Genomic DNA, 14,698 nt, shown 5'->3' with positions numbered 1-14,698 from the left:
AGGAAGTCGGAGGGAAAGCATGACCGAAACCGCTGCCGAGCAGACCGAGACGTTTGCTCCACCAGAGCAGTTCGCGGCCGCCGCCAACATCAAGGCTGATGAATACGAACGCGCCGAAGCCGACTACCTGGGCTTCTGGGCCGAACAGTCCCGTGAACTCGTCGACTGGCACGAAGACTTCGGCGAGGTCCTCGATTGGACGAACCCACCGTTTGCGAAGTGGTTTGTCGGCGGAAAGCTCAATGTCGCCTATAACTGCCTTGACCGGCACGTCCTCGCCGGCAACGGCGACCGGGTGGCCATCAACTTCGAAGGTGAACCGGGCGACTCCCGCACCTATACCTATGCCGAACTCCTCGCCGAGGTGTCGAAAGCGGCGAATACGCTGACCGACCTCGGCGTCAAGACCGGCGACCGGGTCGCCATCTACCTGCCGATGATTCCCGAAGCGGTGATCTCGATGCTCGCCTGCGCCCGCCTCGGCGCGGCTCATTCGGTCGTCTTCGGCGGCTTCTCCTCCGATGCCCTGCGCTCACGCATCATCGACGCCGAAGCCCGCGTGGTCATCACTGCCGACGGCAGCTATCGTCGCGCCAAACCCACGAGCCTCAAACCCGCCGTCGATGAAGCACTCTCCCAGGGCGATACCCCGGTCGAGCACGTCCTCGTCGTCAAGCGCTCCGGCCAGGAGGTCGACTGGGTCGACGGCCGTGACCAGTGGTGGGAGGACTCTGTCGGGCAGGCCAGCGACACGCACGAATGCGAGTTCTTCGACGCGGAGAATCCGCTGTTCATCCTCTATACCTCCGGCACGACCGGCAAGCCCAAGGGCATCCTTCACACTTCCGGCGGCTACCTCACTCAGGTGCTGTACTCGATGAAGGCCGTCTTCGACATCAAGCCTGAGACGGATGTCTTCTGGTGCACCGCCGACGTCGGCTGGGTCACCGGCCACTCCTATGTCACCTACGGTCCGCTGGCCGCCGGCACCTCCCAGATCGTCTACGAAGGCACTCCCGACACCCCCCACCAGGGCCGCTGGTGGGAGATCATCGAGAAGTACAAGGCGACGATCCTCTATGCCGCACCGACGGCGATCCGCACCTTCATGAAGTGGGGCGAGGAGATCCCGGCCGAGTACGACCTGTCCAGTCTGCGCCTGCTCGGCAGCGTCGGCGAACCGATCAACCCCGAGGCCTGGCGCTGGTACCACCGCGTCGTCGGCGGCGAGCGCTGCCCGATCGTCGACACCTGGTGGCAGACCGAGACCGGCGCCCACATGATCGCGCCCATGCCCGGTGTGCTCTCGACCAAGCCCGGCTCTTCCCAACGCCCCATTCCCGGCATCTCCGTCGACGTCGTCGATGATTCGGGCGAGAACCCTGCCGGTCCCGAAGGCGGGCTGCTCGTCATCCGCCGGCCGTGGCCGGCGATGCTGCGCGGAATCTGGAAAGACCCGGAGCGCTTCAAGGAGACCTACTGGTCGCGGTTCGAGGATACGTACTTCGCCGGCGACGGCGCCCGCCGCGATGAGGACGGGGATATCTGGTTCCTCGGCCGTGTCGACGATGTGATGAATGTGTCCGGTCACCGCCTGTCCACCGCGGAGATCGAATCCTCCCTCGTCGCTCATTCCAAGGTCGCCGAGGCGGCTGTGGTCGGTGCCGCCGACGACACCTCCGGTCAGGCCGTCGTCGCGTTCGTCATCGTCTCCAACGGCGCCGAGGACTCCCCCGAGACCGCTGAGGAGCTGCGTCAACATGTGGGCAAGGACATCGGCCCCATCGCAAAACCGAAGACGGTCCACATCGTCACGGATCTGCCCAAGACACGGTCGGGCAAGATCATGCGACGCCTGCTCAAGGACGTCGCCGAGAACCGCGAAGTCGGCAATACTACGACCCTCGCCGACGCCTCGGTGATGGATCAGATCGAAAAGTCCGTCGCGGGAGCCTGAACCTCACGCCCTTGAGCCGAGGTCGGATGGCCCGTCGGTGACAGACGACCCTGCCGCATGGCGGCCGTCGTCCGGATCCGACGGGTTTTCCCGGCTCCCTGCCGATTCGCCTTTGGCCGCAGGGCGCGTTCAGACTACTCTTAAACTTAGATTGTCCTCGTTCTCGATTTAGGAGCTCTCATGGCCGAACGGTCCATCAGCGAACTGATCAAAGGCATCAGCGACGATTCCAAAGCGATCGCCGAAGAAGAGATTGCCCTGGCCAAGGCCGAAGCCACTGCCGGTGCGAAGAACCTGGGCATCGGTGCCGGACTGGCCATCGTCGCACTCTTCCTGCTCTTCCTGTCTTCCTTCATGGTGATCTTCGCCGGTGCGGCCGCATTCCATGAGGGGCTGGGCTGGCCTTGGTGGGGCAGTTTCCTGATCGTCTTCGGCATCCTCGCCGTCATCGCGATCATCCTGGTTCTTGTCGCTCTCCCCCTGTTCAAGAAGGGCAATCCGGTTCCAGGCACTGCTATCGGCTCGGCCAAGTCGCTGGTGGAGTCCGTCAAGCGTGCGGTGAAGAACCCTTCGGGACCCAGGTACTGACCCCACTCCGTTCCTGAGGACCACGGCAGACGCGACGAGCGGTGCCGGACGACATGTCCGGTGCCGCTCGTCGCATTCACGCTCAGCGCCGCTTGGCCACTCGCTCCTTAGCCTCTCGCAGAACCTGACGCTCCCGCTTCCGTGCCTCGGCCAGCACCTTCTGCGCCTGTCGGACTGCCTTCTGCGCCTCCCTCAACTTCTTATCGGCTGCCACTGCTGGGTCATCGTTGGCGATCGCGGCCTGCCCTTCAGCCGCTCTCTCTGCCGCGTCGTCGGATGCGTCGGCTGAGGTCACTGAGCTCGAGCCGTCGTCCGCCGTGTCGGACACAGCGTCTGTCCGCGCGCGCACGATCCCATCGATGAAGGCCTCCACACCGTCGAAGCCTCGTTCGAGTCCGAAGTCGAAGGGATCGAATTCCGAGGCGAAGACCCCCGCGTCGATCGCCTGCCTGAGGAAGGGATATCCGTCCTCGGTGATGACCGCGTCGAAGAGCCGCTGTTCCCGCGCCGCAACCTCGTCGGCATCCAACCCGGTCGTTCTGCTCTGCTCCTCGTAGCCTGCGGCAACCAGCCCTTTCCAACGGGCGGCACCGGTGACGAGCAGAGAGACAGCGATCCTCTCCTCTTCGGTCAGTCCGGTGCCGCAGAGCGACTCAAGACCTGCTTCCAACCAGGCCGAACTGTTCGGGGTGATCGGGCTGCCTGTGATGGGCATCGACAGCAGCCAGGACCGACGTGCATAGATCCGTGATTGCGCTTCGTAGAGTTCACCGAGTCGGGCCCGCCAGCCGAGGCCCTCTTCGGCAGCTTCAGGCGGCAGACCGGTCGCTTCCTCCTGCATCAGCAGGAGGAGATCGTCTTTGGAACTGACATAGCGGTAGAGCGACATCGGCGTGTACCCGAGTCGCTTCGCGACCGCCGACATCGACACCGCCTGGATGCCGTCGCTGTCGGCGATCTCGATCGCAGCGTCGACGATCTTCTCAACACTCATCTCCCGCTTCGGCCCCCGCTGCGGAGTCGCCGCGACGCCCCAGGCAAGTGCGATTCCGCTGGGAAGCTGCTCGATCAGATCATCTGTGCTCATTCCGCCAGTTTATATTGTGTACGCCGTATATTGCGTGTTATTGTCATATACAGTTTCTGCCGTATACAGATACTGGACGATGTCTCCCATTCGCGAGAGGACCACGCTATGACCACTTCCGACAGCCGCCGCACAGCATTCCGGGGAGCCGTGCACACCGACTCCCCCGCGTCAGAGAGTCCTGCCGCTGAGGAAACAGCTGCCGCCATCTCCCTCGCCGGAGTGAGCAAGCACTTCGGTTCGAAGCCCGTACTCGACGGACTCGATCTCGACGTGCCCCAGGGGGAGGTATTCGCTCTCCTCGGCGCGAACGGCGCCGGCAAGACGACATGCATCAACATCCTGACGACTCTGGTGCGGCCCGACACCGGAACGGTGCGGGTCATGGGCGTCGATGTGCGCACCTCCCCGGGGGAGGCGAAGAGACATTTCGCCGTCACGGGACAGTCCGCAGCCGTCGACACGTACCTCTCAACCGAGGAGAACCTCGTCCTCCTCGGCCGCCTGTCCGGGCTGAACCGTCGCACGGCGAAGGTGAGGAGCCGTGAGCTGGCCGAAAAACTCAGCCTCACGGACTTCATGACGACTCGTGTGGGCGCGCTCTCCGGCGGCATGCGGCGTCGACTCGACCTCGCGCTCAGCCTCGTCGTACCGGTTGAGATCCTCATCCTCGACGAACCCACTACCGGCCTGGACACTCGATCCCGACAGGAGCTGTGGGGCGAGGTCGGCGCATTGGCCCGCGGCGGGACAACCGTGTTCCTCACGACGCAGTATCTCGACGAAGCCGATGCCCTGGCTGATCGCATCGGCCTGCTGGACCGAGGTCGCCTGGCAGGTCTCGGCACGCCCAGAGAACTCAAGGCACGGATCGGTGAGGACACTGTGGCAGTCCGCGGAGCAGACGGTTCACATCTTTCTGAGATCCCCACCGATGGCACTGTCGGTGGTCTCGTCTCGGCGTTGGAACCGTGGACCGTCGAATCACCCCATGCTTCCGTATCCCTCCATAGTCCCAGCCTCGACGACGTCTTCTTCGCCTTCACTTCAGCCGACTCGTCGCACTGACCACCAACTCGTATCAGTCCACCGGTCTTCAGAGAGGACACCACCATGTCAGACACTCACTCGCTCACAGCACCAACGGGCTCAGCGGCCTCAGTCCTGCCCTCCCCTGCCTATCCGCACCACAACCCCCGTTCGCGACCCTCCGGACTCCGAGCCGAGGCGGCCTTCATCGGCAGGAGCCTGCGTCACGCTGTTCGAGACGTCGAATCACTGCTTATGGCCGTCGCCCTGCCGGTCATGCTGATGCTCATGTTCACGTTCGTGTTCGGGGGCGCGCTCGACCCGAACGGCGGCTACGTCGACTATGTCGTGCCCGGGATCGTCCTCACCTGCGCCGGCTTCGGTGCCGCATCGACGTCGCTGTCGGTTGCGACGGATATGACCTCGGGTTTCGTCGACCGACTGCGCACGATGCCGGTGAGGGCATCGGCGGTCATCACCGGACATGTGACCGCGAGCCTGGTGAAGAATCTGTTCGCCACCGCCATCGTCCTCCTCGTCGCCGTCGCCATCGGGTTCCGCCCCACCGCGGGAGTGGGCGAATGGCTGGCGACCATCGGCCTCGTCGCGCTCTACATTCTGGCGATCACGTATCTCTTCGCAGCCATCGGCTTGGCCGCGAAGTCAGCCGAGTCAGCCAACGGCTACGGCTTCATCCTTCTCTTCCTGCCCTACGTCTCGAGTGCGTTCGTCCCAGTCGAGACAATGCCGAGGTGGTTGGAGGTGTTCGCCGACAATCAGCCGATCACTCCGATCATCGACGCTCTGCGAGCACTGCTCCTCGGCACCGATATGGGTGATTCCGGCTACCTGGCCCTCGGCTGGTGCCTGCTCATCCTCGCTGTGGCCGTGGTGTGGGCCGCGGCACTGTTCACGATGAAGGCCGGACGTCGCTGAGTCACCTTCGAATCAACGGCGGCCGACTTCAGAAATCGATGGCGATCGGGGCCTTCTTGTCCCAGTCCTCGGCCCAGCCGAGGTGGTCGAGGGCAAAATCGAGGATGCCTGCGGTGAAGCCCCACACCTTGAGGACTCCGACGTCGAAGGCCGGAGTTGAGATCTTGAGATCGGGGCGGGCGAATGTGCCTCGATTGGCCGGGGCGACGAGATCGGCGATGGCCACCCGGTAGCCGGAGTACGACTCCCGCTGGTCCATCACCTGCACCGCTCCGGGTTGTCTCCAGTAGCCGATCACCGGAGTGACCTCGAACTTCGAGACAGGGATATAGAGTGGGTCCATCTCCCCGAGCACTTCGACGGTGTCCGGGGAGATTCCTGCTTCTTCCTCCGCTTCACGCAGTGCTGCGGCCGCCATGGACTCGTCTTCGGGATCACGTCCGCCTCCGGGGAAGGCGACCTGACCGGGGTGATGACGCAGAGTCGCAGCCCGCTGGAGCAGCACGATGTCGACATCGGCGACACCGAGTCCGGCCAGCCGCGACTCCTCTGCTCGTCCCGCCTCGGTGCGGGCTTCTCCCCCACGTCCGAAGAGCATGAGCACGGCAGCGTCACGGGCCGCTTCCTCAGCCGATTCCCTCTGCCGGCGCAGCCACAGTGGGGAGCCGTGCGAAACGGCGAGATCTTCGAGCTGACCGCGCAGAGCGCCGTCGGCGATCGTCGCCGATTCGGGTGGAATGTCGGGGATTCCGGTGCTCACTGTCCGTCCTCGGCGGCGGCCTCCTCGGCGGGAGCGGCCAAGGGCGCCATTTCGAAACGGAGCATATCGCGGGCCCTGACCGGGTCGAGTTCGCCGATTCCGAAGGACGGACACAGCGCGGTCAGAGGGCAGGCGCCGCAGGCGGGCTTGCGGGAATGACAGATGCGACGACCGTGGAAGATCACCCGGTGCGAGAGCATGGTGAGATCCTTCTTCGGGAACAGGGCCGCGATCTCGTGTTCGGCCTTGACCGGGTCGGTCTCCTCGGTCCAGCCGAACCGGCGAGCCAGCCGACCCATATGGGTGTCGACGGTCAGGCCGGGGGTGTCGAAGGCGTTGCCGAGGACGACATTCGCGGTCTTGCGGCCGACTCCGGCGAGCTTGACGAGCTTGTCCAGCTTGTTCGGCACCTCCCCGTCGTACTCGTCGACGAGTTCGTTCGCGAGTTTGACGATGTTGCGCGCCTTCGCCCGGTAGAACCCGGTGGAGCGGATGTGCTCCTCGACCTCGATGAGGTTGGCCACGGCCAAAGCGTGGGCGTCGGGGAATGCCGCGAAGAGGCCCGGGGTGACCGAGTTGACGCGGATATCGGTGGTCTGGGCGGACAGGACCGTGGCGATGAGCAGCTGGAACGGGGTCTCGAAATCGAGTTCGCATTTCGCGTTCGGATACACCTCGGCGAGGATGCGATGGATCTTCCGTGCCCGGCGGGTCCGACCCAGCGGGGTCTCGTTCGCGAACTTCCGCGCGCTCTTCTCTGCCACAGTCAACACGACTCACCATCCTAATCCGTGCCCCGTCATTCCGCAGTCATGCCGGTCACATAAGGTGGTCGGGCACCTGGAGGAGTAGAGTGGCGCGGGCCGCGACGTCGACTCGGCGCCGATGTGAGGGTCGCGGGCAGGTCGGGTTTTCATACTGATGAGCCACACTCCCGCGTCTTTGCTGGTATCGATGCAGATGACCAGGTAGATTTATGTGTGATTATCACGACAAGGAGGAACCAGTGGATATTGAAGTGGTGCGGGGCGCGACGCTCTTCGCAGGTCTGGACGATGAAGCCACCAGTGCATTGATGAAGTTCATGAACCCGCGGAGTCTCCGTCGGGGAACCGTGCTCTTCCATGAGGGAGATGCCGGCGATGAGCTCTACATCGTCTCCTCTGGCAAGCTCAAGATCGGCCGTGAGTCCTCCGACGGCCGCGAGAATCTGCTGTCCGTGGTCGGCCCCGGCGAGATCATCGGTGAGCTCAGCCTCTTCGATCCGGGCCCGCGTTCGACCTCCGTGACCGCAGTGTCCCAGTCGGAGCTGCTCAGCCTCAAGCACGAGGACCTCACCACCTGGCTCAACGAGCGCCCGCAGGCCGCGATGAACCTGCTCAAGGCTCTGGCTCAGCGTCTGCGTCGGACGAATGAGACCGTCGGCGACCTCGTGTTCTCCGATGTGCCCGGACGTGTCGCCAAGGCGCTTCTCGACCTGGCCGCCCGCTTCTCGAAGCCGGCTCCGGACGGCGTCCTCGTCGCCCACGACCTCACCCAGGAAGAGCTCGCGCAGCTCGTCGGCGCCTCCCGTGAGACCGTGAACAAGGCACTTGCCGACTTCGCCGCCCGCGGCTTCATCCGCCTCGAGGCTCGTTCCGTCGTCATCCTCGATATGGACCGTATGCGCAACCGCGCCCGCTGATCCTCCCAGCGACGACGTCCGGCCGCTGTGGCCGCTCGGACGCCGCGATGAGGGACGCCCCAGCCGATCTCCGGCTGGGGCGTCTTTCGTGTCTGGGAGGTGGCCACTGGGTGTGCCGTGTCCGGGAGTCGGCAGGAAGGCGTGCACCTGTTGCCACATTTCGTACACCCGTCACCACATTCGGTGCACTCCGCGCCACTGTGCGTCCCTCCCATCTGGACGCGGAGCCTGTTGCCGAATCGCCGAATTCCGGCGATGTCGTCGTCTTGCGGTCTAGATGTTGTGGGTTCAGGAGCCGACGGAGCCCTCATCTCGTGGTTGACAGATCCGCGAATTGTATTCGGCAACAGACTCCGCGAACAGATGTGTGGAACCAAAAGTGGTCTGCACCGACGGCTTCTCATTGGCGGGGTGCCCTGCCCGCTGCTCGTGCTCCCGACCGCGGACGTCCTCGACGCGGCACCTCGGCGCGCCACCCTGCCGCCGTCGCTCAGCCGACCTCGCTCAGGCGTCGGCTGCGGGCAGTGCCTCGAGGTAGGCCAACTGGGCCTTGACGATCTGTTCGGCAGCCGGCCGCACGCTCGCATCGACGTCGTGGTAGACAATGTCGCACACCTCTGAGGCCGTGCTCGCCCCCTGCCCCAGTGCCTCTTTGACCTGCTCGATGCGTTCGAGGCGGTGGGAGCGGTAGTAGTCGATCACCTCGGCGGGGGCGTCGATGCGCTCACCATGGGCCGGCTCGATGACTGCGAACTCGCCCTCATCGAGCAGCGCCCTGAGACGCTCGAGAGAGTTCAGGTAGTCGCGCAGAGAGCCTTCCGGGTGAGTGACGATGGTCGTCCCCTCCCCCAGGATCGTGTCACCGCTGTAGAGGGCTCCGGCGTGGATGAGGCTGATGCTGTCGCTGGTGTGGCCCGGGGTGGCGATGACACGCAGAACGTCGGCCGGGGTATCACCGAAAGCGATCTCGTCCCCGTCCGCCACCGGTGCGGTGTGGCGGGCGAAGCGTTCGAGCACGGCGTACACGGGCGCCTCGGGTGCCCACTGGTCGATGCTTCCGAGCATCTCGGAATGGTCGGCGTGCTGGTGGGTGAGCACGATCGCAGTCAGATCACGGTCGGCCACCTCGGCGAGGAATGCCTGACGGTGGTCGGCCATCTCGGGGCCGGGATCGATGACGACCGCAGAAGTGTCATCCTGGCTGGTGAGCACGTAGGTGTTCGTTCCGGTCAGGGTCATCGGGCCGGGGTTGTTCGCGCGGATTCTCATGAGTCGTCGCTCTCCTCGTCTGTCGTTTCGTCATCAGCGTCTCCGCTGAATGACAGGAAGCCGGGGTTCTGGTCGTTGTCGGTCTCGCCGACGGCGACCGCTCGGTCGCGCAGGCTGCCTTTGCTGTGGGGGTCTTTGCCAGTGTGGATGACGACTTTCCAATCGCCGTCGTCGACGATCTCCGGACGCAGCGGATGGACGTTGCGGATCTGGGCCATGGCCGCTCCCACTGTCGGGACCGCGGCGAGGCTTTCGACGATGATGCGGGCGGCCGCGCCGATGCGGTCGGGATCGTCTCCCACCTCGGCGAGAATCTGGCCGGGACGTTTCCACCCGGCCGAGGTCTCGTTGGGTGACAGGAAGTCGACTTCTTGACCGAAGGGCACTGCGGCGATGAAGTATGTGGTGTCGAATCGGTGCAGCTGGGTAGGCGTGTTGATCCAGCGCAGCCACGGTTTGCACAGGTCGGGGCGCAGCCGCAGGTCACGGTCGCGTAGGACCTGCGACCAGGCCGCTTCGTTCGAGAACAGCCTCGAGCGGGTGGTGTGCCAATCCGTCTGCGGTGCGGCGACGATCTCCCTGTCGACGTCCTCGGCGAGCATAATGCCGGTCGCGGCGAAGGCGATGCGGGCGGCCGCGGAGAAGTGGTGGAGGGCGCGGGATTTGTTCTCGATGCTCAGCGCACGTGCGCACCGGGCCGAATTCCATCCGGCCAAAGGCAGCTTCCGCACATCTCCGGGACGCAGGCTGCTGGTGGGAAATGCCCACCGGTTGCGGTCCTCGACGCCGCGAGCGTCGAGCTGCCGGGTGATGAAGAGTTCCAGTCCGTCCGCGGAGTCCCGGATCAGCACGATCGCCGAGGTGGGGCGTGGGGCTTCGGGGACGGGCCACCGTCCGTCGGACTGCCAGTGGTCGAGCAGCCACCGCAGTTCCGACGAGACGGGAAGAGCGCGTCCGCTAAGCGGCATCGCCTGAGACTTCGACGATGACCTCGACCTCGACGGGGGTGCCCAACGGCAGGGTGTTCACACCGACGGCGCTGCGGGCGTGCAGTCCGCGGTCGCCGAAGATCTCACCGTAGAGCTCGGATACGCCGTTGATGACGGCCGGCTGCTGAGTGAAATCGTCGGCGGAGTTGACGAAGCCGGTGACTTTGACGACCCGCACGATCTTGTCCAGGTCGCCGATGACTCCGGCGATGGCGGCCAGAGCGTTGAGCCCGGCGGTGCGCGCCAGCTGGTACCCGGTGTCGAGGTCGACCTCCGTGCCCAGGTGTCCGGTGGCGGGCAGCTTGCCGTCGACGACGGGAAGCTGGCCGGATGTGTAGACGTAGTCTCCGGTGCGCAATGCGGGAACGTAGGCACCGGCGGGTGTGGCGATCTCGGGCAGTTCGAGTCCGAGATCGTTCAGACGCTCAAGGGTCTTCGACATGATTCTTCTTTCGGTGGGGGTGGGTGTCAGAGGTCCGGCCGGTTCAGATCATTCTTTGGGGCGCTTGAGGTAGGCCACGAGTCCGTTGTTGTCCGGGCCGGGAACGACCTGCACGAGTTCGTATCCGTCCTCGCCCCACTGGTCGAGGATCTGCTTCGTCGCATGGACGATGAGCGGCACGGTGACGTATTCCCACTTGGTCATGATTCTCCTCGGTTGAAGATGCGTCGCCGAGGCGGTCCGGACCTGATCCGGTGTGCCAGGCTCTTCTGGTGTGATCGACGACGCTGGTTCGTTCCCCACACTAGCCCAGACCGGGCAGGCTGGGCATCTGTGTTCCGTGACGGCCGTTCTCCGGCGATTCGGCTTGCGGTGCCGCAGGTCGAGGGGGACAGCGAAGGCGGGGAGGCTCTGGTCCTCCCCGCCTTCACCGTATCGGTGTCCGGTGGGCTCTATCGGCCGGTCACGGTCGACAGCTCGTCGGCTCAGTTGCCGCCGAGACCCGGGGCATCGCCGCCGCCGTCACCGCCGCCGCCACCGCCGTCGCCGGAGTTGCCGCCGCCACCGCCGCCGGTGCCACCGCCGCCGTTGCCACCGCCGCCGTTGCCTCCGCCGGTTCCGCCACCGCCTTGGCTTCCGCCACCGGTGCCGCCACCGCCGCCACCGCCGGAGCCGCCTCCGGAGAAGTACTTGCCGCTGGGCTTCGGGAAACCGGTGTTGCCCTTGGTCTCCTTGACCGCCTGGCTCATATACGACTGCCAGGTCTTACCTGAGATGGTCGCACCGTAGACGTGTCCGCGGACAGCACCGGCTCCGTTCGTGCGCCAGTCGCGAGTACCGCCCGGGTCTCCGGTCCAGACTGCCGTCGACAGGGTCTTTGTGAACCCGAGCAGCCAGGTGTGACCGACCTCGAAGTTCGTCGTACCGGTCTTCGCGCCGGCGGGGACGCCGATCTTCAGCGAGCTGGTCGTGCCGCCGTTGAACGTCTGCGTCAGTGCGTAGGAGACGCCCTTGGCGACGTCCTTGGAGATGACCCGCTTGCATCCTTCACCCGGCAGGTCGAGCTTCTTGCCGTTGCGATCCTTGATCTCGGTGATCGGCTTGGGACCACAGAACTCACCTTCGTTAGCGAACGTGGCGAATGCCGCGGCCATGGCGATCGGTGTGGTCTCCGTCGTACCGAGGATCGAGGAGGGCGAGAGCGCCTGAATGAAGCCCTGCTTGTTCTTGTAGTCCAGCGCCTCACCGCTGCCGTATCGGATGCCCAGATCCATCGCGGTGTCCAGGATGTCGCACATGTTCATCTGGTTGCCCATGGCCGCATAACCGGTGTTGACGGATTTCTTCGTCGCCTCGAGTGCGGTCATCGAGCCCCTGCCCTCACCGTCTCCGGCGTTGTTCGGGTCCCAGTCTCCGGCCATGCTCGGGCAGCCGTCGTACTTCCAGGAGCTGGCCGGGAAGTTGCGCTTCGTGGCATTGACGGTGGTGTTGAGGCTCTTGCCCTCCTTCAGCCAGGCTGTGAGCACGAACGGCTTCCACGTCGAACCGACCTGGAAACCACCGCCGCCGTTGTGTTTCTTATCGACGGTGTAGTTGATCGAGGTCTTCTTGTTCTTGTCCTTCTTCTTGACCTCACCGGCGGTGTACTCACGGTTCTGAGCCATCGCGATGACCTCGCCCGTGCCGGGTTCGATGGTCACCAGGGCGTGACCGGCACCGGAGGGATCCCCGACGGGAACGCGATTCTTGATCTCTTTGTCCGCGATCTTCTGGATATCGGGGTTGAGGCTGGTCTTGATCGTCAGGCCGCCTCGTTGGAGGAAGGCGAGCCTCTCGTTGGCCGTCTTGCCGAAGGTCTCGTCATTCATGATGACATTCTGGACATAGTTGCAGAAGAACTCGGCCTTGCTCTTGGCCGCAGAACACCCATTCGGCGTCTCGTGCAGATCGAGGTCGAGGTCGGTCTTCACCGCCTTGTTATATTCCTTCTGCGTGATGTGCTTGTACTTGAGCATCTGCCCGAGAACGGTGTTGCGGCGCTTGAGGACCTGATCGGGGAACCGCTGCGGATTGAATGCCGAGGGGTTCTGCACGATTCCGGCGAGCATCGCAGACTGCTGGATGTTGAGGTCCTTCGCGTGGATGCCCCAGTACCGGTAGGCCGCGGCCTCGACGCCGTAGACGTTCGGGGATCCCGAGTAGTTGTTGATGTTCATGTAGCGGTTGAGGATGTCCTTCTTGTCGTACTTCTTCTCAACCGCGACCGCGAGCTTGGCCTCGCGCAGCTTACGAGCGTATCCGGCGGTGCCGTCAGATTCCTTGGCCGCCGCGACGCCTTCTTCGTTCTCCTCGGCGTGTGCGTTCTCAGCCAGAACGTTCTTCACGTATTGCTGAGTCAGTGTCGACCCGCCCTGAGTCGTCGAGGACACCATATTGTGCACCGCTGCACGGGCGATGCCCTCGATGTCGACGCCGCCGTGTTCGAAGTACCTGTAGTCCTCGACCGCGATCGTCGCGTTCTGCATGTCCTTCGAGATCTTGTCCAGCGGCACCTCCTGGCGGTTCTGCCAGTAGAACTCCGCGAGCTCGGAACCGTCGGAGGCGAGCATCGTCGACTTCTCTCCGAGGTCCTTGATCTCCAAGGTGGCTGGGAGAGAATCGAAGATTTCGACAGCGCTGTTCGCACTGGCTGTTGCAACACCGACTCCGGGAATGGCCAGACCGGCAGCGACGATTCCCGCCACCGCACTGACGGCCACGAACTGCATGAACGCACCCATCTTTGTGGGCGGGGCGTTTGACTCAGGAGACACCATGGTAATCAGTTTAACGAATTCGCCTTGTGCAAATCTTCAGAAACCGCTGAACGGACTAGGCCTTCGCCACGAGCTCCAGGACGCTGACTTCCGGTCGGCAGGAGAAACGCACTGGTGAGTACGGTGAGAAGCCGAGTCCTGCAGAGATTGCGACGAGGCTCTGCCGATAGGGGAAAACTCCTCGTGCGCGTGTCCGATCGAGGTCGCAGTTCGTCACCGGAGCGCCCCAGAAGGGGATCCGGATCTGCCCGCCGTGCGTGTGTCCTGCCATGATGAGGTCCGCCCCCGCCGAGGCGAACGCCTCCAAGGTCCGCGAATACGGGGCGTGTGTGACGCCGACCTTGAGACCGGCCTCCGGGTCGAACCGCGGGTGCGCGAGGTCGCCCTCCCCCGGTCTCCCTCCACTCCAGCGGATCCGATCACGGTCGATATGGGCATCGCCGAGCCCCGAGAAGTCGATGCGTGTGCCCTTGATCGTCAGGGCCGCCTCGGCGTTGTCGAGGAAATGCCAGCCGCGCTCACTCGTCGCAGACTCGGCTTCGAACCCGCGCACGAGGGCCTTGACGTCGAGGTCGGGGTTCACCCGGTGTTTGACCTGGGACGGTGAGCGCAGATATTTCGCGGGGTTCTTCGCCTGCGGGGAGAAGAAGTCATTCGATCCGAGGACGAAGACACCGGGAGTCTCAAGCAGACCGGAGAAGACGTCGAGGACGCTCGGCACGATATCGGCCGAGAGGTTGTCGCCGGTATTGACGACGAGGTCCGGTTCGAGACGGGTGAGCGCTTTGACCCAGGAGGCACGGTGCTTCTGCCAGGGTGCCAAGTGCAGGTCGGCGACGTGGAGGATCCGGATGGATTCGGCTCCGGTCGGCAGGATCGGCAGGGTATGCCGGCGGATGGCGAAGAGGTGCGGTTCGATGACCGCACCCCAGATGCCGGCGGCCGCCGGGGCGGCAAGAGCACCGGCGAGGAGTGCGCGCTTCTTCATTCCTCCAACTCTATCCGCTCCCAGAACTACCTGACGGCGGCTCTGCAACCTGGCGCTGGAGTGGTCCCCGAAAGTTGGACTGTGATTAACACAGGACAACTTGAAGGGACCACTCCATGCGTCACAACTGTCTGATCACCGACGAGCAAGCCC

At 64.4% G+C, this 14,698-nt stretch carries 14 protein-coding genes; 5 read left to right on the top strand and 9 right to left on the bottom strand.

Annotation, left to right across the window (positions count from 1 at the left end):
* The first annotated feature begins 19 nt into the window (after nt 1-19).
* Both acs and EB835_RS18940 read left to right on the top strand, forming a co-directional pair.
* Nucleotides 20-1,957, top strand: coding sequence for an acetate--CoA ligase (gene acs / locus EB835_RS18945; protein ID WP_135810998.1), 1,938 nt, complete (start codon nt 20-22; stop codon nt 1,955-1,957).
* Between the two features lie 180 nt (nt 1,958-2,137).
* Nucleotides 2,138-2,545 (top strand): phage holin family protein, encoded by a 408-nt coding sequence (locus tag EB835_RS18940; RefSeq protein WP_135810997.1) that lies wholly within the window; start codon nt 2,138-2,140, stop codon nt 2,543-2,545.
* 82 nt (nt 2,546-2,627) lie between these two features.
* On the opposite strand, the gene EB835_RS18935 is transcribed toward EB835_RS18940, so the two are convergent.
* Nucleotides 2,628-3,632: a TetR/AcrR family transcriptional regulator gene (locus EB835_RS18935; RefSeq protein WP_135810996.1), complete on the bottom strand. Its 1,005-nt coding sequence runs from the start codon at nt 3,630-3,632 to the stop codon at nt 2,628-2,630.
* 108 nt (nt 3,633-3,740) lie between these two features.
* Between EB835_RS18935 and EB835_RS18930 the strand changes: the two genes are divergently transcribed.
* Nucleotides 3,741-4,700, top strand: coding sequence for an ABC transporter ATP-binding protein (locus EB835_RS18930; protein WP_135810995.1), 960 nt, complete (start codon nt 3,741-3,743; stop codon nt 4,698-4,700).
* A gap of 45 nt (nt 4,701-4,745) precedes the next feature.
* Nucleotides 4,746-5,597 carry an ABC transporter permease gene (locus EB835_RS18925; RefSeq protein WP_135810994.1) on the top strand — a complete coding sequence of 284 codons (852 nt, stop codon included), beginning with the start codon at nt 4,746-4,748 and terminating at the stop codon, nt 5,595-5,597.
* 28 nt (nt 5,598-5,625) lie between these two features.
* On the opposite strand, the gene EB835_RS18920 is transcribed toward EB835_RS18925, so the two are convergent.
* On the bottom strand, nt 5,626-6,357 hold the full coding sequence (locus EB835_RS18920) for an NUDIX hydrolase (RefSeq protein WP_135810993.1): 732 nt from the start codon (nt 6,355-6,357) through the stop codon (nt 5,626-5,628).
* Nucleotides 6,354-7,127, bottom strand: a complete 774-nt coding sequence (gene nth / locus EB835_RS18915; protein WP_240688863.1) for an endonuclease III — start codon at nt 7,125-7,127, stop codon at nt 6,354-6,356. The genes EB835_RS18920 and nth overlap by 4 nt, the downstream gene beginning before the upstream one ends.
* Before the next feature lie 236 nt (nt 7,128-7,363).
* On the opposite strand from nth, the gene EB835_RS18910 reads away from it, so the two are divergent.
* The gene (locus EB835_RS18910; RefSeq protein ID WP_101545702.1) at nt 7,364-8,041 is read left to right on the top strand and encodes a Crp/Fnr family transcriptional regulator; all 678 of its coding nucleotides are present in this window, start codon (nt 7,364-7,366) and stop codon (nt 8,039-8,041) included.
* Between the two features lie 504 nt (nt 8,042-8,545).
* On the opposite strand, the gene EB835_RS18905 is transcribed toward EB835_RS18910, so the two are convergent.
* The 6 genes from EB835_RS18905 to EB835_RS18885 all read right to left on the bottom strand — a co-directional run bounded on the left by EB835_RS18905 (nt 8,546) and on the right by EB835_RS18885 (nt 14,545).
* Complete coding sequence (locus tag EB835_RS18905; RefSeq protein WP_135810991.1) at nt 8,546-9,310, bottom strand: MBL fold metallo-hydrolase; 765 nt, start codon at nt 9,308-9,310, stop codon at nt 8,546-8,548.
* Entirely contained in the window at nt 9,307-10,278 is a 972-nt protein-coding gene (locus tag EB835_RS18900) for an NUDIX hydrolase (protein WP_135810990.1), read from the bottom strand. Before EB835_RS18900 ends, EB835_RS18905 begins: the two co-directional genes overlap by 4 nt.
* A complete protein-coding gene (locus tag EB835_RS18895) occupies nt 10,268-10,741 on the bottom strand; it encodes a RidA family protein (RefSeq protein WP_135810989.1) in 474 nt (157 codons plus the stop codon). The genes EB835_RS18900 and EB835_RS18895 overlap by 11 nt, the downstream gene beginning before the upstream one ends.
* A gap of 48 nt (nt 10,742-10,789) precedes the next feature.
* The gene (locus EB835_RS20350; RefSeq protein WP_009883339.1) at nt 10,790-10,945 is read right to left on the bottom strand and encodes a hypothetical protein; all 156 of its coding nucleotides are present in this window, start codon (nt 10,943-10,945) and stop codon (nt 10,790-10,792) included.
* Nucleotides 10,946-11,226: 281 nt separating this feature from the next.
* Entirely contained in the window at nt 11,227-13,557 is a 2,331-nt protein-coding gene (locus tag EB835_RS18890) for a transglycosylase domain-containing protein (RefSeq protein ID WP_135810988.1), read from the bottom strand.
* A gap of 55 nt (nt 13,558-13,612) precedes the next feature.
* Nucleotides 13,613-14,545, bottom strand: coding sequence for a metallophosphoesterase (locus tag EB835_RS18885; protein ID WP_135810987.1), 933 nt, complete (start codon nt 14,543-14,545; stop codon nt 13,613-13,615).
* Nucleotides 14,546-14,698 lie beyond the last annotated feature (153 nt).

The organism is Brevibacterium sp. S22, from assembly GCF_004745485.1.
GTDB lineage: Bacteria > Actinomycetota > Actinomycetes > Actinomycetales > Brevibacteriaceae > Brevibacterium.
Note: the sequence above shows the minus strand (reverse complement) of the source record. Positions and strands in the feature narration are given on the sequence as shown.